25 protein-coding genes and 1 riboswitch are annotated in these 26,095 nt (G+C 75.9%); of the genes, 17 read left to right on the top strand and 8 right to left on the bottom strand.

Annotated elements, in window-relative coordinates; all coding sequences use genetic code 11:
• Together cobA and HGCM_RS03300 are read left to right on the top strand one after the other, a co-directional pair.
• A partial coding sequence (cobA, locus tag HGCM_RS03305) for a uroporphyrinogen-III C-methyltransferase (protein ID WP_026075235.1) occupies positions 1 to 744 on the top strand: 744 nt, incomplete at its 5' end.
• Positions 741 to 1,889: a uroporphyrinogen-III synthase gene (locus HGCM_RS03300; RefSeq protein ID WP_019135464.1), complete on the top strand. Its 1,149-nt coding sequence runs from the start codon at positions 741 to 743 to the stop codon at positions 1,887 to 1,889. The genes cobA and HGCM_RS03300, both read left to right, overlap by 4 nt.
• Positions 1,890 to 1,893: 4 nt before the next feature.
• Here HGCM_RS03300 and HGCM_RS03295 read toward each other — a convergent pair whose 3' ends face one another.
• Complete coding sequence (locus HGCM_RS03295; protein WP_019135463.1) at positions 1,894 to 4,038, bottom strand: (Fe-S)-binding protein; 2,145 nt, start codon at positions 4,036 to 4,038, stop codon at positions 1,894 to 1,896.
• A gap of 336 nt (positions 4,039 to 4,374) precedes the next feature.
• Here HGCM_RS03295 and HGCM_RS03290 point away from each other — a divergent pair, with 336 nt between their 5' ends.
• Genes HGCM_RS03290 through mnhG form a run of 6 tightly spaced genes read left to right on the top strand, consistent with a single transcriptional unit; the run spans position 4,375 to position 10,819 of the window.
• The gene (locus HGCM_RS03290) at positions 4,375 to 7,425 is read left to right on the top strand and encodes a Na+/H+ antiporter subunit A (protein WP_019135462.1); all 3,051 of its coding nucleotides are present in this window, start codon (positions 4,375 to 4,377) and stop codon (positions 7,423 to 7,425) included.
• Positions 7,422 to 7,958: a Na(+)/H(+) antiporter subunit C gene (locus HGCM_RS03285; protein ID WP_019135461.1), complete on the top strand. Its 537-nt coding sequence runs from the start codon at positions 7,422 to 7,424 to the stop codon at positions 7,956 to 7,958. The genes HGCM_RS03290 and HGCM_RS03285 overlap by 4 nt, the downstream gene beginning before the upstream one ends.
• Complete coding sequence (locus tag HGCM_RS03280) at positions 7,955 to 9,496, top strand: Na+/H+ antiporter subunit D (protein ID WP_019135460.1); 1,542 nt, start codon at positions 7,955 to 7,957, stop codon at positions 9,494 to 9,496. The genes HGCM_RS03285 and HGCM_RS03280 overlap by 4 nt, the downstream gene beginning before the upstream one ends.
• On the top strand, positions 9,493 to 10,047 hold the full coding sequence (locus HGCM_RS03275; protein WP_019135459.1) for a Na+/H+ antiporter subunit E: 555 nt from the start codon (positions 9,493 to 9,495) through the stop codon (positions 10,045 to 10,047). Before HGCM_RS03280 ends, HGCM_RS03275 begins: the two co-directional genes overlap by 4 nt.
• Positions 10,044 to 10,439 (top strand): MrpF/PhaF family protein, encoded by a 396-nt coding sequence (locus tag HGCM_RS03270; protein ID WP_019135458.1) that lies wholly within the window; start codon positions 10,044 to 10,046, stop codon positions 10,437 to 10,439. Before HGCM_RS03275 ends, HGCM_RS03270 begins: the two co-directional genes overlap by 4 nt.
• Positions 10,436 to 10,819 (top strand): monovalent cation/H(+) antiporter subunit G, encoded by a 384-nt coding sequence (gene mnhG / locus HGCM_RS03265; protein WP_019135457.1) that lies wholly within the window; start codon positions 10,436 to 10,438, stop codon positions 10,817 to 10,819. The genes HGCM_RS03270 and mnhG overlap by 4 nt, the downstream gene beginning before the upstream one ends.
• On the opposite strand, the gene HGCM_RS03260 is transcribed toward mnhG, so the two are convergent.
• Together HGCM_RS03260 and HGCM_RS03255 are read right to left on the bottom strand one after the other, a co-directional pair.
• Complete coding sequence (locus HGCM_RS03260; RefSeq protein WP_019135456.1) at positions 10,779 to 11,756, bottom strand: hypothetical protein; 978 nt, start codon at positions 11,754 to 11,756, stop codon at positions 10,779 to 10,781. The genes mnhG and HGCM_RS03260 overlap by 41 nt on opposite strands.
• The gene (locus HGCM_RS03255; protein ID WP_147572620.1) at positions 11,753 to 12,364 is read right to left on the bottom strand and encodes a hypothetical protein; all 612 of its coding nucleotides are present in this window, start codon (positions 12,362 to 12,364) and stop codon (positions 11,753 to 11,755) included. Before HGCM_RS03255 ends, HGCM_RS03260 begins: the two co-directional genes overlap by 4 nt.
• Between HGCM_RS03255 and HGCM_RS03250 the strand changes: the two genes are divergently transcribed.
• Positions 12,363 to 13,835, top strand: a complete 1,473-nt coding sequence (locus tag HGCM_RS03250) for a phytoene desaturase family protein (RefSeq protein ID WP_019135454.1) — start codon at positions 12,363 to 12,365, stop codon at positions 13,833 to 13,835. The genes HGCM_RS03255 and HGCM_RS03250 overlap by 2 nt on opposite strands.
• Positions 13,836 to 13,868: 33 nt before the next feature.
• On the opposite strand, the gene HGCM_RS03245 is transcribed toward HGCM_RS03250, so the two are convergent.
• On the bottom strand, positions 13,869 to 14,135 hold the full coding sequence (locus HGCM_RS03245) for a DUF4235 domain-containing protein (protein ID WP_019135453.1): 267 nt from the start codon (positions 14,133 to 14,135) through the stop codon (positions 13,869 to 13,871).
• A 122-nt stretch (positions 14,136 to 14,257) separates the two neighbouring features.
• Positions 14,258 to 14,386, top strand: a riboswitch (TPP riboswitch).
• 95 nt (positions 14,387 to 14,481) lie between these two features.
• Here HGCM_RS03245 and HGCM_RS03240 point away from each other — a divergent pair.
• From HGCM_RS03240 to HGCM_RS03225, 4 genes are all read left to right on the top strand, one after another.
• On the top strand, positions 14,482 to 15,570 hold the full coding sequence (locus HGCM_RS03240) for a thiamine ABC transporter substrate-binding protein (protein WP_026075233.1): 1,089 nt from the start codon (positions 14,482 to 14,484) through the stop codon (positions 15,568 to 15,570).
• A gap of 16 nt (positions 15,571 to 15,586) precedes the next feature.
• Positions 15,587 to 17,335, top strand: a complete 1,749-nt coding sequence (locus tag HGCM_RS03235) for an ABC transporter permease (RefSeq protein WP_019135451.1) — start codon at positions 15,587 to 15,589, stop codon at positions 17,333 to 17,335.
• Positions 17,332 to 18,357 carry an ABC transporter ATP-binding protein gene (locus HGCM_RS03230; protein ID WP_040399339.1) on the top strand — a complete coding sequence of 342 codons (1,026 nt, stop codon included), beginning with the start codon at positions 17,332 to 17,334 and terminating at the stop codon, positions 18,355 to 18,357. Before HGCM_RS03235 ends, HGCM_RS03230 begins: the two co-directional genes overlap by 4 nt.
• 107 nt (positions 18,358 to 18,464) lie before the next feature.
• A complete protein-coding gene (locus HGCM_RS03225) occupies positions 18,465 to 19,226 on the top strand; it encodes a hypothetical protein (RefSeq protein WP_019135449.1) in 762 nt (253 codons plus the stop codon).
• A gap of 12 nt (positions 19,227 to 19,238) precedes the next feature.
• Here the strand turns inward: HGCM_RS03225 and HGCM_RS03220 are convergent, their stop codons facing one another.
• Positions 19,239 to 20,342, bottom strand: coding sequence for a GNAT family N-acetyltransferase (locus HGCM_RS03220; protein WP_019135448.1), 1,104 nt, complete (start codon positions 20,340 to 20,342; stop codon positions 19,239 to 19,241).
• Between the two features lie 71 nt (positions 20,343 to 20,413).
• Here HGCM_RS03220 and HGCM_RS03215 point away from each other — a divergent pair, with 71 nt between their 5' ends.
• From HGCM_RS03215 to HGCM_RS03205, 3 genes are all read left to right on the top strand, one after another.
• The gene (locus HGCM_RS03215; RefSeq protein ID WP_019135447.1) at positions 20,414 to 21,052 is read left to right on the top strand and encodes a hypothetical protein; all 639 of its coding nucleotides are present in this window, start codon (positions 20,414 to 20,416) and stop codon (positions 21,050 to 21,052) included.
• An 82-nt stretch (positions 21,053 to 21,134) separates the two neighbouring features.
• Complete coding sequence (locus HGCM_RS03210; RefSeq protein WP_019135446.1) at positions 21,135 to 22,391, top strand: Nramp family divalent metal transporter; 1,257 nt, start codon at positions 21,135 to 21,137, stop codon at positions 22,389 to 22,391.
• Positions 22,392 to 22,544: 153 nt separating this feature from the next.
• Positions 22,545 to 23,462 carry a hypothetical protein gene (locus tag HGCM_RS03205; RefSeq protein WP_147572618.1) on the top strand — a complete coding sequence of 306 codons (918 nt, stop codon included), beginning with the start codon at positions 22,545 to 22,547 and terminating at the stop codon, positions 23,460 to 23,462.
• A 27-nt stretch (positions 23,463 to 23,489) separates the two neighbouring features.
• On the opposite strand, the gene HGCM_RS03200 is transcribed toward HGCM_RS03205, so the two are convergent.
• Genes HGCM_RS03200 through HGCM_RS19620 form a run of 3 tightly spaced genes read right to left on the bottom strand, consistent with a single transcriptional unit; the run spans position 23,490 to position 25,500 of the window.
• Positions 23,490 to 24,824, bottom strand: coding sequence for an RNA polymerase sigma factor (locus tag HGCM_RS03200; RefSeq protein ID WP_019135444.1), 1,335 nt, complete (start codon positions 24,822 to 24,824; stop codon positions 23,490 to 23,492).
• Positions 24,821 to 25,102 (bottom strand): hypothetical protein, encoded by a 282-nt coding sequence (locus tag HGCM_RS03195; RefSeq protein WP_019135443.1) that lies wholly within the window; start codon positions 25,100 to 25,102, stop codon positions 24,821 to 24,823. Before HGCM_RS03195 ends, HGCM_RS03200 begins: the two co-directional genes overlap by 4 nt.
• Positions 25,099 to 25,500, bottom strand: coding sequence for a YciI family protein (locus tag HGCM_RS19620; RefSeq protein WP_161604958.1), 402 nt, complete (start codon positions 25,498 to 25,500; stop codon positions 25,099 to 25,101). Before HGCM_RS19620 ends, HGCM_RS03195 begins: the two co-directional genes overlap by 4 nt.
• A gap of 238 nt (positions 25,501 to 25,738) precedes the next feature.
• Here HGCM_RS19620 and HGCM_RS20165 point away from each other — a divergent pair.
• Positions 25,739 to 26,095, top strand: a 357-nt coding sequence (locus HGCM_RS20165; protein WP_026075232.1) for a hypothetical protein, incomplete at its 3' end; no start/stop codon positions are given.

Below are 26,095 nucleotides of genomic sequence, written 5' to 3'. Positions count from 1 at the left end.
CGGGCGCAGGGGCGGGTCGTGCTCGTGGGCGGCGGCCCCGGCGACGTCGGGCTGCTCACGCTCGCGGGCCGGCGGGCGCTCGCCGAGGCGGACGTCGTCGTGGTCGACCGGCTCGGCCCGACGGCGGTCCTCGACGAGCTGGCTCCCGGCGTCGAGGTGGTCGACGTCGGCAAGACGCCGGGCCACCACCCGGTGCCGCAGCACGAGATCGGGCGGATCCTCGTCGAGCACGCGCAGCGCGGGCGGCTCGTCGTCCGGCTCAAGGGCGGCGACCCGTTCGTGTACGGGCGCGGCGGCGAGGAGGTGCTGGCGTGCCGTGAGGCCGGGGTGCCGGTCGAGGTCGTCCCGGGCGTGAGCAGCGCGCTCGCCGCCCCCGCGGCCGCGGGCATCCCGCTCACGCACCGGGGCACGGTCGGCGCGCTGCACGTGATGAACGGCCACGACGGCTGGGACGCCGCGGGGCTCGTCGGCCTGCGCGACGGGACGTGCACCGTCGTGGTGCTCATGGGCGTGGCGGCGCTGGGCGGGCTCGTCGACGAGGCGCTCGCGGCCGGCGTCGACCCCGGCACGCCCGCCGCCGTCGTGGAGGACGCGACCCTGCCGGGCCAGCGCGTGACGCGCGCGTCGCTCGCCGACCTGCCGGCCGCGGCCACCGCCGCCGAGGTTCGCGCACCCGCCGTCGTCGTCCTCGGGGCGGTCGCCGCCGACGGGCTGCTGGACCCCGCCGTCACAATGGCCCCGTGAGCGCGACGACCGCCGCCGAGCCGGGGATCGACCAGGTCCTCGCCGGCTGCGTCGTGCTCGTCACGGCCGACCGGCGCGCGGCCGAGCTGTCGGCCGCGCTGGCCCGCCGGGGCGCGGTCGTCCGGCACGCCGCGGCGCTCGGGATCGTGCCGCACATCGACGACGCGGCGCTGCTCGCGGCGACGCGCGCGATCGTCGCGGACCCGCCCGACACCGTCGTCGTCACGACCGGCATCGGGTTCCGCGGCTGGGTGGAGGCGGCGGACGCCGCGGGGCTCGCGGAGCCGCTGCTCGACGTGCTCGCGCGTGCCCGGATCGTCGCGCGCGGCCCCAAGGCCCGCGGCGCCATCCAGGCGGCGGGGCTGACGGCCGACTGGGTCGCCGAGTCCGAGACGAGCGCCGAGATCGCCGCGTTCCTGCTCGACGAGGGCGTCGCGGGGCACGACATCGCGGTGCAGCACCACGGGGCTGGCTCCGACGGGCTCGACGAGGCGTTCGCCGCCGCGGGTGCGCGCGTCCGCAGCCTCGTCGTCTACCGCTGGGGGCCGCCGCCCGACCCGGCGGCCGTCGCCGCGTCCGTGCACGCCGTCGCGGACGGCGAGGTCGACGCGGTGACGTTCACCTCCGCGCCCGGCGCGCACGCCTGGCTCGCGGCCGCCGACGCCGAGGGCGTGACCGACCGCATCCTCGCCCGCTGCGCCGACGGCTCCGTGGTGCTGGCGGCCGTCGGTCCGGTGACCGCGGCACCGCTGCGGGAGCGCGGCGCCGAGCCGCTCGTGCCCGAGCGCGGCCGGCTGGGCGCGCTCGTCCGGCTCGTCGTCGGGCACTACGGCGGGATGGAGGCGCTCGAGACGGTCGCCGGCCCGCTGCGCGTCTACCGCGGCGCCGCGGTGCTGGACGGCCGGGTGCTGGCGCTCACGCCCGCCGGGCTGGAGGTGCTCCGGGTGCTCTCCGCCGCGCGCGGGGCCGTCGTGCCGCGCGACGCCGTGCTGCGGGCGCTGCCCGGCGACTCGAGCGACGGGCACGCCGCCGAGGTGGCGATCGCCCGGCTGCGCGAGGCGACCGGGAGCCGCGGGCTCATCCGCACCGTGGTCAAGCGCGGGTACCGGCTGGAGCTCGCCGGAGACGCAGCGCCGCTGCCGTAGCGCGTCAGGCCTGCTCGGCGGGCGCCGCGCCGCGGACCCGGTCGAGCAGGAGCACGGCGATGTCGGCGACCTCGGGGACGCCCACGGGCGCGGACCCCTCGCCGGCCGCGGCACGGGCGTTCGCGGCCACCCCGTCGGAGAGCATCACCGTGCAGAACGGGCAGGCCGTCGCGATGACGTCCGCCCCGGTCGCGACCGCCTCCGCCGAGCGCACGGCGTTGATGCGCGTGCCGGCCGACTCCTCCATCCACATCCGCGCGCCACCGGCGCCGCAGCAGAACGCGTCCTTGCCGGCGCGCGGCATCTCGGCGAGCTGCAGCCCGGGCACGGAGCCGAGCAGCTCGCGCGGCGGGGAGTACACCTGGTTGTGCCGGGCCAGGTAGCAGGGGTCGTGGTAGGTCACCGTGCGGTCGTCGGCGGCCGGGCGCAGGCGTCCCTCGGCGACGAGCCGGTCCAGCAGCTCGGTGTGGTGGACGACGTCGAACCGCCCGCCCAGCTCCGGGTACTCGTTCGCGATCGTGTTGAAGCAGTGCGCGCAGGTCACGACGACCTTCGTCGCCCCGGCGCCGTTGAGGTTCTCGACGTTGCCCGCCGCGAGCGTCTGGAACAGCACCTCGTTGCCCGCGCGGCGCGCCGGGTCGCCCGTGCACATCTCGCCCTGCAGCACCCCGAAGCTGACGCCCGCGGTGTGCAGGAGCTCGGCGACCGCCTGCGTCGTGCGCTTCGCCCGGTCCTCGTACGCCCCCGCGCAGCCCACCCAGAACACGTACTCGACGTCCGCCGCCGTCTCGACGTCCCGGCCGATCACGGGGACGGGGAAGTCGAGGCCCTTGGCCCAGTCGAGGCGGGTGCGCGCCGGCAGCCCCCACGGGTTGCCCTGGCGCTCGAGCTTGGTGAACGTCTGGCCGAGCTCGCGCGGGAACCGCGACTCCATGAGCACCTGCGCGCGCCGCACGCCGACGAGCGTGTCGACGTGCTCGATGTCGACGGGGCACTGCTGCACGCAGGCCCCGCACGTCGTGCAGTCCCACAGCGCGTCGTAGTCGACCGCCCCGGCCGTGAGCAGGTCGGCGCCGAGCAGGTTCGCGTCGTCGGTCGCGGCGGCCGCGTGGTCGCGCAGCCCCAGGACGAACAGCTTGGGCGAGAGCGCCTTGCCGGTCGCCCACGCGGGGCAGACGTCCTGGCACCGGCCGCACTCGGTGCACGTGGAGAGGTCCAGCAGGCCCTTCCACGACAGGTCCTGGATCGTCGAGACCCCGAGCCGCGCGTCCTCCGGCAGCTCGTCGACCCTCTCCAGGTCGAACGCCGAGCCGTCCGGGAGGGTCATCGGCGCGAGCGGGCCGAGCGCGGGCCGCCCGTCCGGCTCCCGCCGCGCGTAGACGTTGACGACCGCGAGGAACCGGTGCCACGCGACGCCCATCGTGGGCTGCAGCCCGACGACGACGAACCACGCCATCGAGACGAGGATCTTCACGGTCGCCGCGACGACGACCGCGGTCTCCAGCGCCGCCGCGGGGGCGCCCGTCCACGCCGAGCCGAGCCAGGCGGTGAGGGGGAAGTGGGCCGCCGTCGCCCACAGCTCGCCGCCCTGCGCGCCGAGCGCGTACTCCAGGCCCCGCAGCACCAGCACCGCGACCACGACGGCGGCGACCGTCGCCTCGACGAAGTACGCCTGCGCGAGGTTCGACCCGAAGAACCGGGACCGGCGCTGCTGCGCCTCGTCGTCGGACGGGCGCGGGCGGATCCGCAGGCGCAGGACCGTGAGCGCGACGATCCCGACGAGCGACAGCCACGCGAACGCCTCGACGAGCCACTCCAGCGGCGCGAGGTGCCCGATCACCGGCAGGGCGAACCGCGGGTCCACCACCTGGCCGTAGCCGGTGACGAGCGTGACGAACAGCAGCGGGAACGACACCATGACGACCCAGTGGGCGACCCGGACCACCGGCCGGTGCTGGAACCGCCCGTGGCCGACCAGCTCGGTGACGAGCGTCGCGAGCCGGCGCCCGACCGGCCGCCACCGCTGCGGCGCCGGCCGCCCCCGGCGCAGGGTGGCGACGATCCGCCCGACCCCCCGCGCGAAGACGCCGACCCCGACGACGGTCGCGACGACGACGGCTGCCAGGCACACCCACTGCACCACGCTCACCCGCTCACGCTACCGACCCCCGCCTGGGACCCCGCCCACCCGCCCAGCTCGGCACTCCCGCCCGAGATCGGCAGGTCGACGTATCGATCTCGGGCGGGAGTGCCGATCTCGGCGGACGGGGGTGGGGAGGGGGCGCCGGGTGGGTGATGTCACGGCGGTGACAGGGCTCCTGGCGCGCGGGGGGTGGGGGTGCGGTTGATAGAGTCTTTGCATTCCCCGCAGCGCCCCGGCGAGCCCCTCGGACCGCCGGACGCGCCGCATCCCGACCCCCGTCACGCACCGCCGTGGCCCTCCGAGGACCCGACTGCCCGCCCCCGACAGGACGGAGCCGGACGCGTGCTGATCCTGCTCGCCGTGCACCTCGCGGCGGCTCTCAGCGCGCCCACCCTGGTCCGCCTCTGGGGGCGCCGCGCGTTCTGGGTCCTCGCGCTGGCGCCGGCCAGCGTCGCCGTCTGGGCGCTGACCTGGACCGAGCGCGTCGCGGCCGGTCAGGGGCCCGTCGAGGTCGTCGAGTGGATCCCGCAGCTCGGCCTCGACCTGTCGTTCCGCCTCGACACGCTGAGCTGGTTCATGACGCTCGTCGTCGGCGGCGTCGGGGCCCTCGTCCTCGTCTACTGCTCGGCGTACTTCTCGGCGTCGGCCTCGGGCCTGGGCCGGTTCGGCGGCGTGTTCGTCGCGTTCGCCGGCGCGATGCTCGGCCTCGTCACGGCCGACGACATGATCCTGCTGTTCGTCTTCTGGGAGCTCACGACGGTCACGTCGTACCTGCTCATCGGCCACTACAGCGAGCGCAAGGCGAGCCGGCGCGCGGCCATGCAGGCGATCGTCATCACGACGGCCGGCGGCCTGGCGATGCTCGTCGGGATCGTCCTGCTGGGCGAGGCCGCCGGCACCTACCGGCTCTCGTCCGTCATCGCCGACCCGCCGGGCGGAACCCTGGCGACAGTCGCGATCTGCTGCCTGCTCGCGGGGGCGGTCACCAAGTCGGCGCTCATCCCGTTCCACTTCTGGCTGCCCGCCGCGATGGCCGCGCCGACGCCGGTCAGCGCGTACCTGCACGCGGCGGCGATGGTCAAGGCGGGGGTCTACCTCGTGGCGCGGTTCGCACCCGCGTACGGGACGAGTCCCGTGTGGCGCTGGATCGTCGTGGTGCTCGGCGGCGGGGCGCTGCTGCTCGGCGGGTACCGCGCGCTGCGGCAGCACGACCTCAAGCTCGTCCTCGCGTTCGGCACGGTCAGCCAGCTCGGGCTCATCACGCTGCTCGTCGGGCTCGGCACGCGCGCCACGGCGCTCGCCGGCCTGGCGATGCTCGGCGCGCACGCGATGTTCAAGGCCGCGCTGTTCCTCGTCGTCGGCGTGGTCGACGCCGCGACCGGGACGCGCGACCTGCGCCGGCTCTCCGGCGTCGGGCGGGCGCTGCCGCTGACGGCCGCGGCCGGCGCGCTCGCGACCGCCTCGATGATCGGCCTGCCGCCGTTCGCCGGGTACGTGGCGAAGGAGGCGGGGCTCGAGGCGGCGCTGCACCTCGACGAGGGTGCGCTGGGACCCGTCGTCCTCGTGGTCGTGGCCCTCGGCTCGGCGCTCACCGTGGCGTACGGGCTGCGGCTGTGGTGGGGCGCCTTCGCGACGAAGCGGGCGGTCGTGCCGGAGTCGGCGCTCGTCGGCGACGCGGCGGACCAGCAGGCGGACGGCGCGCGCAGCCCGGGCACGACGATCCACGCCGAGGCCCACCCGGACGCCGAGCCCGCGCCGATCAGCCGGCCGTCGCTCGTCCTCGTGTGGCCCGCGCTCGTCCTCGGCGCGCTGGGTCTGGGCGTCGCGCTGCTGCCGCAGCTCGGCGAGCACCTGCTCGCGCCGTACGCCGACACGTACGCGAGCGGCGAGAGCGGGCACCTGACGCTCTGGGCGGGGCTGACGCCGGCGCTGGCGGTCACGGTCGTCGTGCTGGCCCTCGGGGCTCTCGCCTTCTGGGCTCGGGAGCAGGTGGAGCACTGGCAGCAGGGCCGCTACCGCGGGCCCGAGGCGGACCGCCTGTACCGGCGGTTCATGCGGCGGCTGGACGACGTCGCGGCCGACGTCACCGCCGTCACCCAGCGTGGCTCGCTCCCGCTGTACCTCGGCATCGTGCTCGTCGTGTTCGTCGTCGGCGTCGGCGGCGTGCTGCTGAGCCGCACCGGGCTGCCGGGTCAGGTGCGCGCGTGGGACCGCCTCGCCCAGGTGCCGTTCGCGGTCGCGATCATCGTCTCCGCGCTGCTGGTCACGCGGGCCCGCCGCCGGCTCAAGGCCGTCATCCTGCTCGGCGTCGGCGGCTACTCCGTCGCGGGGCTCTTCCTGCTGCACGGCGCCCCGGACCTCGCGCTCACGCAGGTGCTCGTCGAGACCGTCACCCTCGTCGTGTTCGTGCTCGTCCTGCGGCGACTGCCTCCCTACTTCTCCGACCGCCCGCTCGCCGCCAGCCGCTGGGTGCGCCTGGCGATCGGGCTCGCGGTCGGCCTCGTGGCCGCCGGCGTCGCGCTCGTCGCCCCGGGCGCTCGGATGCACCTGCCGCAGTCCCAGGAGTTCCCCGTCGAGGCCTACGAGTTCGGCGGCGGCAAGAACATCGTCAACGTCACGCTCGTCGACATCCGCGCGTGGGACACGATGGGCGAGATCTCCGTGCTCCTGGTGGCCGCCACGGGAGTCGCGAGCCTCGTGTTCCTCTCGCGGCGCGGCGGCGCCATCTTCCGGGCGCGCGAGGCCACGACCGACCGCGCGGTGTGGGGCGCCGGCGACGACGCGCTCGCGGCGCTGCGGGCCCCGCGCGCCGGCGACCAGGCCCGCGTCGACGCGCCGGCGACGAACCGCGAGTGGCTGCGCGCGGGCGAGACGCTGGCGCCACGGCGGCGCTCGGTCATCTTCGAGGTCGTCGTCCGGCTGCTGTTCCACACCATGATCGTGTACTCGCTGTTCCTGCTGTTCAGCGGGCACAACGCCCCCGGCGGCGGCTTCGCGGCCGGCCTGGTGACGGGCATCGCGCTCGTCGTCCGGTACCTGGCCGGAGGGCGCTACGAGCTGGGGGAGGCGGCGCCCGTGCAGCCCGGCGTGCTGCTGGGCACGGGGCTGTTCCTCTCGGCGGGCGTGGGCCTCGTCGCGCAGCTCATGGGGCTGTCGGTGCTCGAGTCCGTGATCGTGCAGGTGGACCTCCCGGTGCTCGGCCACGTCAAGCTCGTCACGAGCCTGTTCTTCGACGTGGGCGTGTACCTCGTCGTCGTCGGCCTCGTGCTCGACATCCTGCGCAGCCTCGGCGCGGAGATCGACCGCCGTGCCGAGACCGGCGAGGACGACGCGGAGCCGGACGACGACCGCTCGCCCGTGCGCGCGGCGGCCCGGACGGGGCGCGCCCGATGATCGACATGAGCCCCAGCCTCGTGCTCGTCGTGACCATCGCGGCGCTGTTCGCCGCGGGCGTCTACCTGCTGCTGGAGCGCTCCCTGACGCGCGTGCTCGTCGGCGTCGTGCTGCTCGGCAACGGCGCGAACCTGCTCTTCCTCGTCGCGGGCGGCGCGGCGGGCGGCCCGCCGATCACGGGCGTGACGCCCGAGCGGCAGATGAGCGACCCGCTGCCGCAGGCGATGGTGCTCACGGCCATCGTCATCACGCTCGGCCTCTCGGCGTTCCTGCTCGCGATGGCGTACCGGTCCTGGCAGCTGCACCGGCACGACGAGGTCCAGGACGACGTCGAGGACCGCCGGATCGCCCAGCTCGCGGCCGTCGACGAACGGGCCACGGCCGACACCGACACCGAGGGGACGGCCGGCTCGCTCGACGAGGACGCCCAGGAGGCGCGCGACGAGACGGACGAGGGGGCGACGACCCCGGAGGCGACGCTCGCCACGGGCGAGGACGAGGAACCGGTCGACGAGGGGAGGGGGGCACGATGACGTTCGACTGGCTCGTCCCGCTCCCGGTCGTCGTGCCGCTGTCGGCGGCCGGCCTGGCCCTCGCGCTCTACCGGCGCCCGCGCCTGCAGCCGATCGTCTCGGTCGGCGCGCTCGCCATCGTGCTCGTCGCCGCGGTCGCCCTGCTGGTCGTCGTCGAGGACCAGCCGCTCGTCGTGGAGATCGGCGGCTGGCGGGCCCCGCTCGGCATCGACCTCGTCGCCGACCGGCTCTCGGCGCTCATGCTCACCATCTCGTCGGCGGTGACCCTCTGCGTCCTGCTCTACTCGCTCGCGCAGGAGCGGTACGACGACGAGGAGTCGGCGCCGATCTCGATCTTCCACCCGACGTACCTGGTGCTGACCGCGGGGGTCGCCAACGCGTTCCTCTCGGGCGACCTGTTCAACATCTACGTCGGCTTCGAGATGCTGCTCGCGGCCTCGTTCGTGCTCATCACGCTCGGCGGCACGGGCGAGCGCATCCGCGCGGGCACGATCTACGTCGTCGTCGCGCTGCTCTCGTCGATCCTCTTCCTCGTCGCGCTCGCGGTGACGTATGCGGCCGCCGGCACGGTCAACCTGGCGCAGCTCGCGCTGCGGCTGCCGGAGATCGACCCCGGCGTGCGGCTGCTCATCCAGGTCCTGCTGCTGCTCGCGTTCGCCATCAAGGCGGCGGTGTTCCCGCTCTCGGCCTGGCTGCCCGACTCGTACCCGACGGCCCCCGCGCCGGTCACGGCCGTGTTCGCCGGCCTGCTGACGAAGGTCGGCGTCTACGCGATCATCCGGACGCAGACGCTGCTGTTCCCGGGCGGCGCGCTCGACGACGTCCTCATGTGGCTCGCGCTCGCGACGATGGTCGTCGGGATCCTCGGCGCCGTCGCGCAGGACGACATCAAGCGACTGCTCTCGTTCACGCTGGTCAGCCACATCGGCTACATGATCTTCGGCATCGCGCTGTCCACCGACGCCGGCTGGAGCGCGGCGATCTACTACGTCGCGCACCACATCACGGTCCAGACGGCGCTGTTCCTCGTCGTCGGCCTCGTCGAACGCGTGGGCGGGACGACGTCGCTCACCCGCCTCGGCGGCCTGGCGAAGATCGCGCCGGTGCTGGCGATCCTGTTCTTCGTGCCGGCGATGAACCTGGCCGGCATCCCGCCGCTGTCCGGCTTCCTCGGCAAGATGGGCCTGCTCGAGGCGGGTGTCGAGGTCGGCACGCCGCTGGCGTACACGCTGGTGGTCGGCTCGGTCGTCACGTCGCTGCTGACGCTGTACGCGCTGGTCAAGGCGTGGAACAAGGCGTTCTGGCAGCCGCCCGAGTCCGTGCGGCCCGCCACCACGCTGCCGTTCGGGATGGTCGGTCCGACCGCCGCCCTCATCGCGGTCGGCCTCGGGCTGACCCTGGCGGGCGGCCCGCTGTACGGGTACACCGAGCGGGCCGCGCAGAGCCTCGCGGAGCGGACGCCGTACCTCGAGGCCGTGCTCCCCGACGGCGACCCCGGCGGCCTGGTCGCCGAGGGCGACGACGGGGGTGCGCCGTGAGGGCCGTCGCGTCGCAGTGGGGCACGATCGCGTGGCTCGCGGTCGTCTGGGTGCTCCTGTGGGGCGACCTGTCCGTCGCGAACGTGCTCGTCGGCCTGGTGCTCGGCGTCGTCGTGACCACCGGTCTGCGGATGACGCCCATCGCCTTCCACGGGCGTGTCCGCCCGCTGGGCGTCGCGCGGCTGTTCGGGCGGTTCGCGCTGGACGTCGTGCGCGCGTCGTTCGAGGTCGCGCTCCTCGCGCTGCGCCCGCGGTACACCCCCCGGGGCGCCGTCATCGGCGTGCAGCTGCGCAGCCACTCCGACCTCTACCTGACGATGACCGCCGAGCTGTGCTCGCTCGTCCCGGGCTCGCTCGTCGTCGAGGCCCACCGGCTCACGGGGATGCTGTACCTGCACGTGCTCGACGTGCGGCAGGCGGGCGGCATCGAGGCGGCGCGGCAGGCCGTGCTCGACCAGGAGGAGCGGGTGCTGCGCGCGTTCGCGTCCGACGACGAGCTGCTCCAGGCGGGGCTGCCGGCCCACCGGACCCGGCAGGAGGTGACCGCGTGACCGTCGTCGTGTGGGTCTGCGGCGTGCTGCTCGTCGCGGGCGCCCTGCTCTCGGTGATCCGGATCGAGAAGGGCCCCTCGATGCTCGACCGGACGGTCGGGCTCGACATCGTCGTCCTCACGATCATCGCCGCGCTCGGCCTGTACGCCGCGGCGTACCGGCGCGCGGACGTCGTGCCGATCCTCGTCGCGCTGTCGCTCGTGGGCTTCGTCGGCTCGGTGACGATCGCGCGCTTCGCGGCCGTCGAGCCCGAGGGCGAGGGGCGGGTGCTGACGCGTGAGGAGATCGCGGCGCGCGAGGCCGAGCTGCGGGCGCAGGCCGAGGCGACCGACGACGAGCGCGGCGTGCCCGACGAGCACCACGGCGGCGGCGCGGAGGGGGAGGTCCGATGACGGCCGACGACTGGAACCGGGTGGCCGACGTCGCGTCGGTGGTGTGCCTGCTCGGCGGGTCGCTGCTCGCGTTCGCCGCGGGGGTGGGCGTGCTGCGGTTCCCCGACCTGCTGGCGCGCATGCACGCGGGGACGAAGCCGCAGGTGCTCGGGCTCGTGCTCGTGCTCGTCGGGCTGGGGCTGCGGCTGCGCGACGGCGGCGCCGTGTGGGCGCTCGTGCTCGTCGCGGTCTTCCAGATGCTCACGGCGCCCGTCGCGGCGCACATGGTCGGGCGCGCGGGCTACCGCACCGGCAAGGTCGACTCCCGCACGCTCGAGGTCGACGAGCTGACGCGCGACCTCACCGCGGCGCAGGAAGCGCAGCGTCGCCGGCGGGCGTGAGCGCCGTGGGCCGCTCGGGCGCCGCGGGCGGTGGTGCCGGGCGCCGGCGCACCACGTCGACCAGCCGCCGCTCGGGCCGCAGCGACATCGGCACCGCGACCGCGGCGGCCGTGAGCACCCAGGCGGAGTAGTCCAGCCCGAGGAACCACCAGATGCTCGTGTGCATGAGCAGCACGGCGACGGCGAAGAGCGCGCGCGTCCGGCGGACGGCGAGCCACAGCGGCGCGGTGAGCTCAAGCGCGAGCGCCCCGCCGGCGAGCAGCTGGGAGACGACGAGGTGGTCGGCGACCCAGTGGGCGACCTGCGCGCCGTGCCCCACGGCACCCTGCCGCAGCACCCAGGCCATGTTGTCGCTGAGGACCCACTCCGGCCCGGAGTGCCGCAGCTTCTGGGCGCCCGTCAGCCAGTAGACGGTCGCCAGCACGGCCAGCGCGGCGCGCGGCGGCCAGCCCCAGCGCACGGACCACCCGCCGCTGCGGCCGCGGCCGGGGACGGACGCGAACAGCAGCACCGCGCCGACCGTCACGGTCAGCACGTCGTTGTGCATCACCTTCCCCGACTCGCCCCAGAGGGCGGTCAGGACGGTGTAGGAGCTCCAGGCCACGGCGTAGCCGGCGCGCGGCAGCCGCCGGCTCACGACGGCGGCGACGCCCGCGACGCCGAGCACCTGCACGACGACGAGCGCGGCGGCCGGCAGCGGCGGGAGCCAGCTGACGACCGTGAGGCCACCGGTGAGCTCGGCCGGGCGGTCGGCGATGCGCGTCCAGTCCCGGCCGAGCAGCCGGAGCGCGATCAGCAGGCTGAGCAGCGTCTGCACCTCGACGAGCCGGTACCCGGGGCCCGGTGCGGTGAGCGCGGCGTCGACGCGACCGGCCCACGAGCGCGGCGGGCCCAGCCGGCGGCGCACCTGCCGCGCGCGGTCGGCCACGGCGCTCACGCGGCGCCCTCCGGGGTGGGGCCGGCGAGCGGGACCTCCACGACGACGGTGCGCTCCACGTCGGACCACGTGAGCGAGCCCGGGTCCATGCGCTGGCGCACCCGGTCGAGCCGGACCTCGGCGACGTCGTCGGCCCGGACCGCGCCCGCGGCGAGCCACGCGTCGACGAGCTCCCGGCGCCGCTCCTCGGACGCGCGCTCGAGGTCGCGGTATTGGTGCGCGGTGGTGCCGAGCACCTGGTCGGACGGCAGCCGGACGGGGGTCGTCGACCCGTCGGCCGCGACGGCGACGAGCTCGAGCGTCACACGGCTGTCCGTCCGGACGTTGCTGAACAGCCGGTACGCCGTGAGCGGCCAGAGCTCGAGCTGCACGAGCGCCACGGTGAGCAGCAGCGCGACGGCCCCGTAGGTCACGGCCCGCGCCCTGCGCCGCTCGCGCGCGTCGTCCTGCACGCCCGTCACCTCGTCCACCCCCTGGCCTCGTCCGCGGAGAACTGTGCCACGGTCGCGGGGCGCCCCGGGCGGGAACGAGCCGACGAGCACGCCGACGAGCGGGAGCGGGGAGCCCCGGCCGACGGGCCGCCGCGCCGGGTGGTTGGATCGGAGCATGGTCGGACGTGCGGAGGTCGTCGTCGTCGGGTCGGGCCCGAACGGGCTCGCCGCCGCCGTGACGTGCGCCCGCGCGGGGCTCGCCGTGACCGTGCTGGAGGCCCAGCCGACCGCGGGCGGCGGCGCCCGGACGCTGGACCTCGGGCTCGCGGACGGCATCGTCCACGACATCTGCTCCGCCGTGCACCCGATGGCGTGGGCCTCGCCGTTCTTCGCCGAGCTGGACCTGCGGGCGCACGGGGTCGAGCTGCTGACCCCGGAGGTCTCGTTCGCCCAGCCGCTCGACGGCGGCCGGGCCGGCATCGCGTGGCGCGACCTCGACCGGACGGTCGAGGGCCTCGGTCCGGACGGGCCGGCGTGGCGCTCGCTCATGGGCCGCCTCGCGGAGCACTGGGAGGCCGTCGTCGCGGTGGCGATGGGCGACAAGCGGAGCATCCCGCCGGGCCTGCTGCCCGGCGGCATCCCGGGCGCGGCGGCGTTCGGCCTGGCGGTGCTCGAGCAGGGCACGCGGGCGTGGGACCGGCGCTTCTCCGGGGACGTGGCGCCCGCGCTGCTCACCGGCGTCGCGGCGCACGCCATCTCGCCGCTGCCCTCGCTGTCGGCGGCGGGGACCGCGCTGCTGCTCGGCGCGCTCGCCCATGCCGGCGACGGCTGGCCCATCCCGCGCGGCGGGTCGCAGGCGATCGTCGACGCGCTGCGGGCGGACCTGGAGGCGCACGGCGGCGAGGTCGTCACGGACCACGTCGTCCGCACCGAGGCCGACCTGCCGCCGGCGCACGCGTACCTGTTCGACACCACCCCGCGCACGCTCGTCCGGGTGCTCGGGGACTCGCTGGCCCCCCGGGCGCGCCGCCAGCTCGAGGCGTTCCGCTACGGCAACGGCGCGGCCAAGGTGGACTACGTGCTCTCCGGGCCGGTGCCGTGGGCGGCGCCGGACGTGGAGCGCTCGGGCACGGTGCACGTCGGCGGATCGCGCGCCGACATGGCGCGCGCCGAGGCGGACGTCGCGGCCGGCCGGCACGCCGAGCGGCCGATGGTGCTGGCCTCCGACCCGACCGTGGTCGACGAGTCGCGCCGGCGGGGGAACCTGCGCCCGTTCTGGGCCTACGCGCACGTGCCGTCGGGGTCGACGGTCGATGTGACGGAGGCGGTGACGGCGCAGGTGGAGCGGTTCGCGCCGGGCTTCCGGGACGTCGTCGTCGCGAGCCGGTGCGTCCCGGCCGCGCAGCTCGCGCACCACAACCAGAACTACGTCGGCGGCGACATCGCCGCCGGCGCGGTCTCGATGTACCAGATGTTCGCGCGGCCCCGCCCGGTGTGGGAGCCGTACCGGACGGGGCGCGACGGCGTGTACCTCTGCTCGTCGTCCACCCCGCCCGGCCCCGGCGTGCACGGGCTCAGCGGGTTCCACGCCGCGCGGCGCGTGCTGCGCGAGGTGTTCGACTGCCCGGTGCCGTCCCTGGCGCCCTGACCCGGGCGGGCCGGGCGCCGGGCGTCGGCGGCGTCAGCCGCGGTTCGTGTTGACCCGGGCCGCGAACTTGGCGGTGCCGCGCGTGGCGAGGATGCGCGCGGCGGCGACGAGCGCCCCCGTCAGCGCGGCCGCGACGACGACCTCGGACAGGCCCGCGTCCTCGTCGTCCGCCCTCGGCGGCTTGTGCCCGCTCGCGCTCTCCCACGCCATGTTCACGACCTTGGTGACGACGGCCGCGGCGACGAGCGCGGCGAGCATGCCGGTGATCTTGGCGAGACGGGACTGCTGGTCGTCGGCCATGCGGACCTCCTGCTGTCGGACGACGGTTCGGGCGGCGGACGAGGCCCGGGGCTGCCCGGGCCGGCCGCTGCCACGCTACCGGCCGCGTGCCGGGTGCGCCCGGGTGCGGGGCTAGGATCGACGACGAACGACAGGGGAGCGTCCGTCGGTCGGCACGGTGCCGGACGGCGGGACGCTGAGAGTGCGGCCAGCCGCAGACCCTCGCACCTGATCCGGTTAACACCGGCGTAGGGAGTCGGGATCTCAGCCTCCGCGGTCGTCGCCGCACGTCCACCGGCCCCGCCCTGGACGCGCCGGCGGCGGGCGCGGCGGCCCCCTCCTCATGACGAAGGAGGAGCACCACCTCATGGCGCCAGCCATCTCACGCACCGCGCGCACGTCCGCGCTCGTCGGTGCCGTCGCGGCCCTCGGCCTCGCGCTCTCGGCCTGCTCGATCGCGGGCGGTGCGGCCGCCCCCTCCGGGTCGGCCGGCACGCCGGGCGGCACGGTCACGCTCGTCACGCACGACTCGTTCGCGCTGAGCGACGGGCTGCTCGACGACTTCACGGAGCGGACGGGGTACCGGGTCGAGGTCGTCCAGCCGGGCGACGCCGGCACGCTCGTCAACCAGCTCGTCCTGACGAAGGACGCGCCGCTCGGCGACGTCGTCTTCGGCGTCGACAACACGTTCGCCTCGCGGGCGGTCGACGAGGGCGTCGTGCAGCCGTACACGTCCGCGGCTCCCGCCGCGCAGGACGCGGCCACCTACGCCGCGGACGGCGGCGGGGCGCTGACCGCGGTCGACTACGGCGACGTGTGCATCAACGTCGACCACGCGTGGTTCACCGAGCACGACGTGCCCGAGCCCGCGACCCTCGACGACCTCACCGACCCCCGCTACCGGGACCTGCTCGTCGTGCCGAGCCCCGTGACGTCGTCGCCCGGGTTCGCGTTCCTGCTGGCGACCGTCGGCGCGAAGGGCGACGCCTGGCCCCAGTACTGGGAGGCCCTGAAGGCCAACGGGCTCAAGGTCGCCGAGGGCTGGTCGGACGCCTACTCGACGGACTTCTCCGGCGGTGGCGGCGGCGGACCGCGGCCGATCGTGCTCTCGTACGCGTCCTCACCGCCGTTCACGGTGCCGGAGGGCGGCGACGAGCCGACGACCGGTGCGCTGCTCGACACGTGCTTCCGGCAGGTCGAGTACGCCGGGGTGCTCGCCGGGGCGTCGAACGTGCCGGGCGCGCAGGCGCTGGTCGACTTCCTGCTCTCGGACGAGGTGCAGGCCGACATCCCGGGCTCGATGTACATGTACCCCGTCTCGAGCGCGGTGACGCTGCCGCAGGAGTGGGCCGACTGGGCCCCGCTCGCGCCGCAGCCGTTCGAGGTGCCGGCCGCGCAGATCACGGAGCACCGCGAGGAGTGGCTCGCGCAGTGGTCGCAGACGGTCGTCGGCTGACCCGCCCGAGCACGGCATGACGCTCACCGCGCCGCGCGCACCCGCACCGCCGGCCCCCCGCCGGGGCCGGACGGTGCGGCGTGCGCGCGCGCGGGGGCTGGTCGGCTGGGGGCTCGCGGTCGCGCTGCCGGTCGCGTTCCTGGCGGTCTTCTTCGTCTGGCCCGTCGCCGTGATGGTCGGCACGGGGTTCGTCGCGGACGGACGGCTGGACCTCACGGGCTTCGCCGAGGTCTTCTCCCGGCCGCGCACGTGGCGGATCGTCGGCCTCACGCTCGCGCAGGCCGGGCTCGCCACCGCGGTGAGCGTGCTGCTGGGCGTCCCCGGCGCGTACGTGCTCCACCGGCACGCGTTCCGGGGTCGCGCCGCCGTGCGCGCGCTCGTCACGGTGCCGTTCGTGCTGCCGACGGTCGTCGTGGGCGTCGCGTTCCGGTCGCTGCTGGTCGAGGGCGGACCGCTCGGGTTCCTGCACCTCGACGGCACGTTCGCGGCGATCGTCGCGGCCCTGGTGTTCTTCAACTACGCGGTGGTCGTGCGGGGCGTCGGCGGCCTGTGGGAGCGGCTGGACCCCCGGGCCGAGCAGGCCGCCCGCGCGCTCGGCGCCTCGCCGTGGCGGGCCTTCCGGACCGTCACGCTGCCGGCGCTGACGCCCGCGATCGCGTCGTCGGCGTCCCTCGCGTTCCTGTTCTGCGCGACCTCGTTCGGCACCGTGCTCGTGCTCGGCGGCATGCGCTACGGCACCGTCGAGACCGAGATCTGGGTGCAGACGACCCAGTTCCTCGACCTGCGGGCGGCCTCGGTGCTGTCCGTCGTGCAGCTCGTCGTCGTGGCCGGCGTGCTCGTCGTCGCGGGCCGGGCGCGCAGCCGGCGGGAGCGGGCGCTGCCGCTGGCGGTGCCGGACGACGCCGTGCGCCCGCTGCGGCTGCGGCGCGCGCCCGGGCTTCCGGAGCGCGACCCGCTGGCCGTCGTCGCCGCGGCCGTCACCGCGGTCGCGGTGCTGCTCGTCGCCCTGCCGCTGGTCAACCTCGTCGTCCGCTCGCTGCGGGTCGGCGACCGCTGGGGGCTCGACCACTACGTGGCTCTCGGCACGGCGGGCGACGGCGTCCTCGTCACCGTCTGGCAGGCGGCGGCGACGTCGCTGCGCACCGCGGTCGACGCGACGCTCCTCGCCCTCGTCGTCGGCGGGCTCGTCGCCCTCGTCCTGTCGCGACGCCCGCGCCGGCCGGCGGGCCGCCGCGCGCTCGCCGGGCTGGACGCGTTCTTCATGCTGCCGCTCGGCGTCTCCGCGGTCACCGTGGGCTTCGGGTTCCTCGTCGCGATGCACGAGCCGTTCGGGCTGCCGGTCGACCTGCGGTCGAGCCCGCTGCTCGTGCCCGTCGCGCAGGCCGTGGTCGCGGTGCCGCTCGTCGTGCGGACGGTCCTGCCGGTGCTGCGGGCCATCGACCCCCGGCTGCGCGAGGCGGCCGCGACGCTCGGCGCCGCGCCCGGCCGGGTGCTGCGGACCGTCGACGGCGCGATCGGCGCACGGGCGGTCGGGCTCGCGCTCGGGTTCGCGTTCGCCGCCTCGCTCGGCGAGTTCGGCGCGACGTCGTTCCTCGCCCGCCCGCAGAACCCGACGCTGCCGGTCGTGATCTTCCGGCTGATCGGGCGGCCGGGCCCCGAGGCGTACGGTCGGGCGCTGGCCGCGAGCGTCGTGCTGGCGCTCATGACGGCGGTGGTGGTGGCGCTGTGCGAGCGGCTGCGCGGGACGACGGGAGGCGAGTGGTGAGCGACGGGCTGGGGATTCGCGACGTCGTCGTCCGCTACGACGGGACGCGCCGCGGCGCCGCCCCGTCGACCGCGGTTGACGGGGTGAGCCTGGACGTCTCGCAGGGCGAGGTCGTCGCGCTGCTGGGGCCGTCGGGCTGCGGCAAGTCGTCGCTGCTGCGGGCCGTCGCGGGGCTCGAGCCGCTGGCCGGCGGGGCCGTCACGTGGGACGGCGAGCCGGTCGACGACGTGCCCGTGCACCGGCGGGGGTTCGGGCTCATGTTCCAGGACGGCCAGCTGTTCGCCCACCGCGACGTCGCGGGCAACGTCGCCTACGGGCTCGCCGGCCGGCGGCGGTCCGACGCCCGCGCGCGCGTCGACGAGCTGCTCGGGCTCGTCGGGCTGGCCGGCTACGGGGCGCGCCCGACCGCGACCCTCTCCGGGGGCGAGCGGCAGCGCGTCGCGCTCGCGCGGGCCCTCGCGCCCGAGCCCCGCCTGCTGCTGCTCGACGAGCCCCTCTCGGCGCTCGACCGCTCCCTGCGCGAGCGCCTGGCCCTCGACCTGCGCGCGGCGCTCGTCGCGACCGGGACCACCGCCCTGTTCGTCACCCACGACCAGGACGAGGCGTTCGCCGTCGCCGACCGCGTGGCCGTCATGGACCGCGGCCGGCTCCTCCAGGTCGGCACGCCCGCCGACGTCTGGCGCGCCCCCGCGGGCGAGCGGGTCGCCCGCTTCCTCGGCTACGAGACGTTCGTCCCGGCCGCCGCCGCGCCGGAGCCGGTGCGCGCCGCGGTGCCCACGACGCCCGGGGCGGTGCTCGCGCTCGCGCCCGGCGCGCTCGTCGTCGAGGACGGTCCGCTCACCGGGACGGTGCGCGCGGTGCTCGCACGGCGCGGCCGGCCGGCGGTCCGGGTGGCCGTGCCGGGGCTCGGCGAGGTGACGGCGCTCGCGCCCCTGCGGGCCGGTGCGCGCCTCGTCGCCGGCGACGACGTCGCGCTCGCGGTCGACCCCGATGCGGTGGCGGTGCTGGCCAGCGAGGTGTGAGGCCCGTCGGGCAGGTGCCGCGCCGCGCCGTCCGGGCTACGGTCGGAGGTGTCGCACCGGGGCGCGCCGCCCCGGTCTCGCCGGGCTCGACGACGAGGTGGGGGACCATGACGCTGGAACGCCGCGAGATCGTGTCGCTGGACATCCCGGTGCCGCTCAGGACCGTGTGGGAGCACCTGCGGGACCCGGCACTCGTCCGGCGCTGGTACGGGTGGGACCACCCGGGGCTCGACGCGGAGATCCGGCGGCTGTTCGTCGAGACGATGGTCGAGACCCGCGACGTCGAGGGCGACACCACCGTGCACCGGGTGCGGTGGGAGCACAACCACGTCAAGGTCTGGGCCGCCGCGCACGAGCCTCGCCACACCCGCCTCGTCATGACGCGGCCGAGCCACCAGGGGACGTCCACGTTCGACGGGGTGCGGGACGAGGTCGACGAGGCGTGGACCGCCTGGCTGCACCAGCTGCAGTTCGCCCTCACGCGGCACCTCGACGTGGAGCGGCGGACGCTGTCGAGCTTCGGGCTGGACGCCGGCGACGCGCGCGACCGCCTGCTCGACCGGGCGGGGCTCGTCGGGATCCACGGCGTCGTCGTCGGCGGCAACGTGCAGGCCCGCCGGCCCGACGGCACCCTGCTGGGCGGCACGCTCGACTACCGCACCGCCCAGCAGATCGGGCTGCGCCTGCACGGGATCACCGAGTCGTACCTCGTCCTGCAGGAGGTCCCCGCGGCCTCGCACCCGCCGCACGGCCAGGTGCACGCGATCATGTCGACCTACGGGCTGGACGACGCGACGTTCGAGGAGGTCGAGCGGCGCTGGGCCTCCTGGTGGCGGATGGCCGGCGGACGGGCCGTGCGGGCCGGCTGACGGCCCGACCCCTCAGAGCTCGATCTGCCACGCACCCGAGCAGCCCGCGGGGCGGAAGCCCAGCGCGACGTTGATGGCGAGCATGTGGGCGTTCTCCTCGGCGTTCCAGGTCGCGACGCGGCGGGCGCGGGGGAACTCCTCCTGCAGCCGCTGGAGGTTCGCCGCCTTCACCAGCATGCCGAGGCGGTGGCCGCGGTGGTCGTCGAGCACGAGCGTGTCCCACTGGTAGACGATCTCGTCGTCGTGCGCGACGGTGACGAGCTCCGTCTTCGCGACGAGCTCGCCGCTCGCGACGTGCTGCGCGCAGGCGACGAGGATCGTCCGGCGCTGGTCGAGGAACCGCTGCTCCATCGCCCGGACCCGCGCGACGTCCCAGCGGTACTCCTGGAAGTCGAGGCCGCCGAGCGGCACCGCGCTGCTCATCCTCTGGTTGAGGACCGCGTAGGCCGGGGCCCACTCGTCGGGGCAGCGCTCGCGCCACAGCACCACGCGGTAGGCGTCGCCGGCCGCGCCCTGGGCGTCCTTGCGGTGCGCGGCGAGCTCGGCGGCGTCGAGCGGCAGCTGCAGCTGCGAGCACCGCTCGACCTGCTCCAGCGCCCACCCGCGGTGCTGCGCGAACCCGACGCCCGGCGCGTCGGGGGGCACGCGGCCGGTGCCCGTCGTCGGGGCGACCGAGGGCTCGTCCGGTCCGGGCTCGACGCGGTGGTCCGTCGACGAGGTGAGCTTGGAGCGGCCGGCCGAGCGCGCGACGTGCAGCGCCCGCTCGTGCAGCGCCGAGCCGATGCCCCGGCCGCGCCGGTCCGGGACCACGACGAGCTCCACGTAGCCCGTGTGCGTGTTGTCCTGCAGCGGCAGGTCCAGCCACGCCGAGCCGACGACGCGCGCCGGGTCCGGGCGGTCGCCGTCCTCGTCCTCGACGGCCAGGACCACGGCCTTGCGCTCATAGGTCTGCTCACGGAGCGATCCGAGCACCTCCGCGGGGGAGACGTCGTAGTCGTGCGTGCCCCAGGTGTCCAGCGCGGCGGCGTTGGCCGCCCGGACGTAGCCGTGCAGGAGCCACGCGTCCTCGTCGTCGAGGGTCGCGGGCACGGGCAGCTCTCGCAGCGTCCAGCTCATGCCTCCACGATCGCGGGGCGCCCCGGTGCCCGTCATCTCATTTGGTGGACGGCCGCCGGTAGCCTGCTGCGATGCTCTGGTTCGAGGTGTTCGGCTGGGTGGGCTCGCTGCTCGTCGTCGTGTCGCTCATGCAGGCGCGCGTCCTGCGGTTCCGCTGGCTCAACCTGGTGGGCGCGACGATCGCGACCGTCTACAACGCCGTCTTCGAGATCTGGCCGTTCGCCGTGATGAACGGCGTCATCGCCGTCATCGACGTGTACTGGCTGTGGCGGCTGCTGCGCGAGCGGCACGACGAGCGCGCCTACGAGGTCGTCGACGTCGGCGACGACGACGCCTACCTGCGCCACTTCCTGCGGGTGCACGCCGACGACCTCGCCCGGTTCCACCCGTCCTTCGAGGCGGACCGCTCCGGCTCGGCCCCGGGCGGCGCGCGGACCGGGCTGCTCGTCGTCCGCGGCGACGAGACGGTCGGCGTGGTCGTCGTCGCCGACGAGGGCGGTGGGCTGGGCCGCGTCGAGCTGGACTACGTGACGCCGCGGTTCCGCGACTTCACGCCCGGGGAGTTCGTCTACCGGCGCAGCGGGGCCCTCGAGGCGCGCGGGTTCGAGCGGCTGGAGACCGCCTCGGTGGCGGGGGAGTCGACCGACTACCTGGAGCGTGTGGGGTTCCGGCGGTCCGGCGAGCGGTGGGTGCTGGAGCTCGCCGCCTGAGCGGCCCGTCGGCGCTGCGGCGACGCTGAGACGCGGGTAGAGTTCGGACGTCCGAAACCTAGGTGGAGGGGCGTCCGGATCCATGGAGTCCACGGCACTGGCCGAGCGCCGGCCCGCTCGCGGCACGGGCGGGCGCCGGCGCGCCACCGCGGCGCTGCTCGGCCCCGCGTTCGTGGCCGCCATCGCGTACGTGGACCCCGGCAACGTCGCCGCCAACGTCACCGCCGGGGCGCGGTACGGGTACCTGCTGCTCTGGGTGCTGGTGGCCGCGAACGCGATAGCGGTGCTCGTCCAGTACCAGTCCGCGAAGCTGGGGCTGGTGACCGGCCGCTCGCTGCCCGCCGTCCTCGGCAGCCGGCTGCGCCGGGGCCCGCGCCTGGCGTTCTGGGTGCAGGCCGAGCTCGTCGCCGCGGCGACCGACGTGGCCGAGGTGGTCGGCGGGGCGATCGCGCTGCACCTGCTGTTCGGGCTGCCGCTGCCGCTCGGCGGGCTGATCGTCGGCGTCGTCTCGCTCGGGCTGCTCGCCACGCAGAACCGGTACGGGCAGCGGCCGTTCGAGGCCGTCGTCGTCGGGCTGCTGGCCGTCGTCACGCTCGGCTTCCTCGCCGGCCTCCTCGTCAGCCCGCCGGACGCGGGTGGGGTCGTGGCGGGCCTCGTCCCGCGCTTCGAGGGCACCGACTCCGTGCTCCTCGCCGCGAGCATGCTGGGCGCGACCGTGATGCCGCACGCCATCTACGTGCACTCGGCGCTCGCGCGCGACCGGCACGGGCAGGCGCCGGCCGGGCCCGTGCGCGATCGGCTGCTGCGGGCCACCCGGTGGGACGTCGGCGTCGCGCTCGTCGTCGCCGGCGTCGTCAACATCGGCCTGCTGCTGCTCGCCGCCTCGGGGCTGCGGGGCGTGCCCGGCACGGACTCGATCGACGGCGCGCACGGCGCCATCGTCGACGCGCTGGGCCCGGCCGTCGGCCTCGCGTTCGCCGTCGGGCTGCTCGCGTCGGGCCTCGCCTCGACGTCGGTCGGCGCCTACGCGGGGGCGACGATCATGGAGGGGCTGCTGCACCGGCGCTTCCCCCTCCTGCTGCGCCGCGTCGTGACGATCATCCCGGCGATCGTCCTGCTGGCCGTCGGCGCGGAGCCGACGTGGACCCTCGTCGTCAGCCAGGTCGTCCTCAGCTTCGGCATCCCGTTCGCGGTGGTCCCGCTCGTCGCGCTCACCCGCAGCCGCGCCGTCATGGGCGACGCGCGCACCCCGACCCCCCTGCACGCGACGCTGGTGGTGGTGGTGACCCTGGTGGTGGCCCTCAACCTCACCCTCCTGACCCTCCTCCTCACCCCCTGACCACCCGCCCCCCGGCCCACCCCCACCCGCGAGTTCGTAGCCCGGCGACGAGTTCGTAGCCCCAGCGCTACGAAGCGGTCGCGACGCTACGAACTCGCGCAGGGCTGTGGATGGGGAGCCGCGTCGGTCGCGCCGCCTCGTCACAGTGGGGGCGTGTCACCCACCAGGCTGCCGGCCGTCCACCCCGCCTCCGGCGTGCCCGACGAGTGGCTGCGGCAGGCCCTGCGCGACGGCACGTGGGTCCGGGTGCTGCGCGGGGCGTACGCGCGGCCGGCCGACGTGGACGCGCCGCGGGACCTCCACCTGGCGCGGGCTCTCGCCGTCCACCGACGCATGCGCTCGGCCCACGCATTCAGCCACGAGACGGCGGCCCTCCTGTGGGAGCTGCCGCTGTGGCGCGTGCCGTCCGACGTCCACCTGCGTCATGCCGTCCGGCAAGGCCCTCGGACGGACCCCTCGGTCACCCGGCACCACGGGCTTCCCTCCCCGTCCGAGACGACGCGCAGGCTCGGCCTCCCCGTCACCTCCCTCGCGCTCACGGTCGTCGACTGCGCTCGCACCCTGCGACCGCTCGACGCGCTCGTGGTCGCCGACGCGGCCCTGGCCGCCGGCCTCGTCCGCGCGGACGCCCTGGCACTCGTCGACGAGGTGGGGCGAGGACGAGGGAGTGCCCGCGCCCGGGCCGTCGTCGGACTGGCGGACGCGGGGGCGCAGTCGCCCGGGGAGTCGGCGACGCGATGGGTGGTGCTGCGTGCGGGACTGCCGGCTCCTGAGACGCAGGTCCGCGTCACGACGAGGCTCGGCACGTTCTGGGCCGACCTCGGGTGGACCGACGCGCGGCTCCTCCTGGAGTACGACGGGCGCGTGAAGTACGCCGATCCGGAGGTCCTGGTCGCGGAGAAGCGGCGGCACGACGCGATCGTCGAGGCCGGGTGGACCGTCCTGCGGGTGACCAAGGAGGACCTGCGCGACGGCGCCGCCCTCGTGCGCCGGGTGCTCGCGCGCATGCCGGTCCCGCTCCGCCCTCGCGGCCACTTGGCGCACCCGCACCCCCGGCGCGCGAGTTCGTAGCGCGGCGACGCGTTCGTAGCGCCTGCGCTACGACGTGGTCGCGGCGCTACGAAGTCGCGGGGTTGGGGGCGGGGGGAGGGTGGTCAGGCGGGTGCGGAGGTGGGCGGCCTCCGTCTCGTTGGTCACCAGCTCCAGGGCGCGCTCGAGCTCGGCGGCGGCCGCCGCGCGGTCGCCCGTGCGCAGCAGGAGCTCGGCGCGAACGGCGGGGACGCGGTGGTGGCGGGGCAGCACCGTCTCCAGCCCGTCCAGCAGGACGAGCCCGTGCTCGGGGCCGTAGGCCTCGGCGACCGCGACGGCGCGCGCGAGCCGCACGACCGGCGACGAGGTCAGCTCCTCCAGCTCCGCGTACAGCGCCGCGATGACGGGCCAGCGCGTGCGGTCGGCTGACGGCGCGGTCGCGTGCTCGGCGGCGACCAGCGCCTGGAGCCGGTACTCGCGGGCGAGCGCCGTCGCGCGGTCCGGCGCCGGGTCGGCGGCCACGGACGAGCCGTCCTGCAGCAGCGCGAGGGCCTCCGTGATCTCGTCGGTGTGCCAGCGCGTGCGGTCCTGCTCGGGCAGCAGGACGAGGCGCCCCTCGTCGTCGAGCCGGGCGTCGCGGCGCGAGTGCTGCAGCAGCAGGAGCGCCAGGAGCGAGCGGACGACCGGACGACCGGGCAGCAGCCGGTCGAGCTCGCGCAGCATCCGGATCGTCTCGTCGCCGAGGTCGACGCGCAGCGGCTGCTCGTGCGCGCCGGGGTGGTAGGCGGAGGTGAACGCGAGGTACACGACGGTCGCCACGACGTCGAGCCGCTCGTCGAGGTGCTCCGGCTCCGGCGTCGCGAACGGGATGCCGGACGACGCGAGCCGCTTCTTCGCGCGGGTCAGCCGCGCCGCCATCGCCGACTCCTGCACGAGCATGAGCCGGGCGATCTCGGCGGTGGGCAGGCCGACGACGAACCGCAGCGTCAGCGCGACGCGGTCGTCCGCCGCGATGGCCGGGTGGCAGCAGGCGAACAGGAGGCGCAGCTGCTCGTCGGCGACGTGCGCCCCCGGGTCGACGGCCGTCGCGGCGGCCGCCCGCATCTCGTCGTCCACGACCATGAGCGGCTCCTTGCGGCGCTGCACCGCCTCGGTGCGCAGGCGGTCCAGCACCTTGCGCCGCGCAGCCGTGAGCAGCCACGCACCCGGGCTCGTCGGCACCCCGCCCGTGGGCCAGTGCTTGGTCGCCGCCTCGAAGGCGTCGGACACGGCGTCCTCGGCGAGGTCGGGCCGCTGGTACTGCCCGATCAGCAGCCCGATGAGCCGCGACCAGTGCTCGCGCCAGGCCCGCGCGATCGCGTCGTCGACGTCGGCCGGGGCGACGGGGCCGGCGTCGGGGATCACGGCCGGCCCCCGACGAGCGCGCAGGGGCGGATCTCGTACGTCGCGCCGGGCATCGCGTCCAGGGATCCCAGCACGGCGTCGAGGTGCGGCGCGTCGAGCACGCGCACGGCCGTCACCGGGCCGGCGTCGCGGGCGGCAGGTCCCTGCAGGACGTGGGCGCGCCCGTCGACCCACACGACGGTGGTCGCCGCGTCCGCGCCCGCGAGCTCCTCGGCGGCGAGGTCGTCGCCACCGCCGAGCGCGGGCGCCGTGCCGTAGCGCAGGACGACGAACCTCACGACGCCCCGCCCACGAGCGGCCGGATCTCCGCGCCCTCGCCGAGGCGCGACGCGACGAGCTCGGCGAGCCCGCGCACGTCGCCGGTCCGGACGAGGTAGTAGCCGCCGAGCTGCTCGGTGGTCTCGGCGTAGGGGCCCTCGACGACGTCGTGGCGCTGCCCCAGGTGACGCAGCCCGTCCGGCAGCGCGGGCCCGTCGCCGCTGCGCCGCACGCTGACGGCGTCGGCCGTGAAGGTGAGCTGGCCGCCGCCGAGCTGCTCGTGGCCCGCCGAGGCGAGCGCGCCGGCGAAGTCGCGGTGCTGGGCGTCGAGCCGCGCGCGCTGCTCGTCGTCCAGGGTCGCCCACGCCTTCTCGTCGCCGTACAGCAGCACCAGGCACATCGTGGTCGTCGTCGCCATCGCGGTCTCCTTCGCTCGCGCGAGCACGCCCACTGTGCCCGTCGGTGGCGTGACGTGCGAGACCCGGCCGATCGACAGTCCTCGGGAGGTCTTGTCAACGATGTGTCGAAGATATATCGTTAACTCGTCCGGTCGAGCTGATGCCCTCCCGGACGACCGCCGGCCCGGTGCGCACCGCGCCCGCCCCGGCGGCCGGCCACGGCGCACGGCCGCGGCCCCACGACTCGAGGAGACGACCATGCGACACCACCACCACATCGACGACCGTCGCGACGACCGCCGTCGCGACCCCCGCGCCACAGACCCGCTGACCGGACGGACCGGCTCCCGCCGCCGCACCCCCGACTTCTGGGGCGACCCGCTGCGCGCCTTCGACACCCGGGGCGACCGCCCCGGGCGGGGCCGCCGCGACGACGAGCGCCACCACGAGGCGCACGACGACGAGCGCGGGAACCCGGGCGAGGGCCGCGGCCGCGGCCGTCGCTTCGCCCCGGGGTTCGGCCCGGGCGGGCCGTTCGACCCCGGCTTCGGTCCGGGCTTCGGCCCCGGCGGCCCCGGCGGCCCGGCGTTCGGCCCGGGCTTCGGCTTCGGCCCG

The sequence above is a fragment of the Cellulomonas massiliensis JC225 genome (assembly GCF_000312005.1).
Lineage (GTDB): Bacteria > Actinomycetota > Actinomycetes > Actinomycetales > Cellulomonadaceae > Cellulomonas > Cellulomonas massiliensis.
This window is presented reverse-complemented; position numbering and strand designations above follow the sequence as displayed.

What these genes read in the sequence shown, in the direction of transcription:
- HGCM_RS19620 (WP_161604958.1), bottom strand. Translation starts at nt 25,500, where the DNA reads ATGGCGACGACGACCACGATGTGCCTGGTGCTGCTGTACGGCGACGAG.
- HGCM_RS03210 (WP_019135446.1), top strand. Translation starts at nt 21,135, where the DNA reads ATGGAGTCCACGGCACTGGCCGAGCGCCGGCCCGCTCGCGGCACGGGC.
- HGCM_RS03280 (WP_019135460.1), top strand. Translation starts at nt 7,955, where the DNA reads ATGACGTTCGACTGGCTCGTCCCGCTCCCGGTCGTCGTGCCGCTGTCG.
- HGCM_RS03250 (WP_019135454.1), top strand. Translation starts at nt 12,363, where the DNA reads ATGGTCGGACGTGCGGAGGTCGTCGTCGTCGGGTCGGGCCCGAACGGG.
- HGCM_RS03235 (WP_019135451.1), top strand. Translation starts at nt 15,587, where the DNA reads ATGACGCTCACCGCGCCGCGCGCACCCGCACCGCCGGCCCCCCGCCGG.
- HGCM_RS03215 (WP_019135447.1), top strand. Translation starts at nt 20,414, where the DNA reads ATGCTCTGGTTCGAGGTGTTCGGCTGGGTGGGCTCGCTGCTCGTCGTC.
- mnhG (WP_019135457.1), top strand. Translation starts at nt 10,436, where the DNA reads ATGACGGCCGACGACTGGAACCGGGTGGCCGACGTCGCGTCGGTGGTG.
- HGCM_RS03220 (WP_019135448.1), bottom strand. Translation starts at nt 20,342, where the DNA reads ATGAGCTGGACGCTGCGAGAGCTGCCCGTGCCCGCGACCCTCGACGAC.
- HGCM_RS03285 (WP_019135461.1), top strand. Translation starts at nt 7,422, where the DNA reads ATGATCGACATGAGCCCCAGCCTCGTGCTCGTCGTGACCATCGCGGCG.
- HGCM_RS03255 (WP_147572620.1), bottom strand. Translation starts at nt 12,364, where the DNA reads ATGCTCCGATCCAACCACCCGGCGCGGCGGCCCGTCGGCCGGGGCTCC.
- HGCM_RS03225 (WP_019135449.1), top strand. Translation starts at nt 18,465, where the DNA reads ATGACGCTGGAACGCCGCGAGATCGTGTCGCTGGACATCCCGGTGCCG.
- HGCM_RS03240 (WP_026075233.1), top strand. Translation starts at nt 14,482, where the DNA reads ATGGCGCCAGCCATCTCACGCACCGCGCGCACGTCCGCGCTCGTCGGT.
- HGCM_RS03245 (WP_019135453.1), bottom strand. Translation starts at nt 14,135, where the DNA reads ATGGCCGACGACCAGCAGTCCCGTCTCGCCAAGATCACCGGCATGCTC.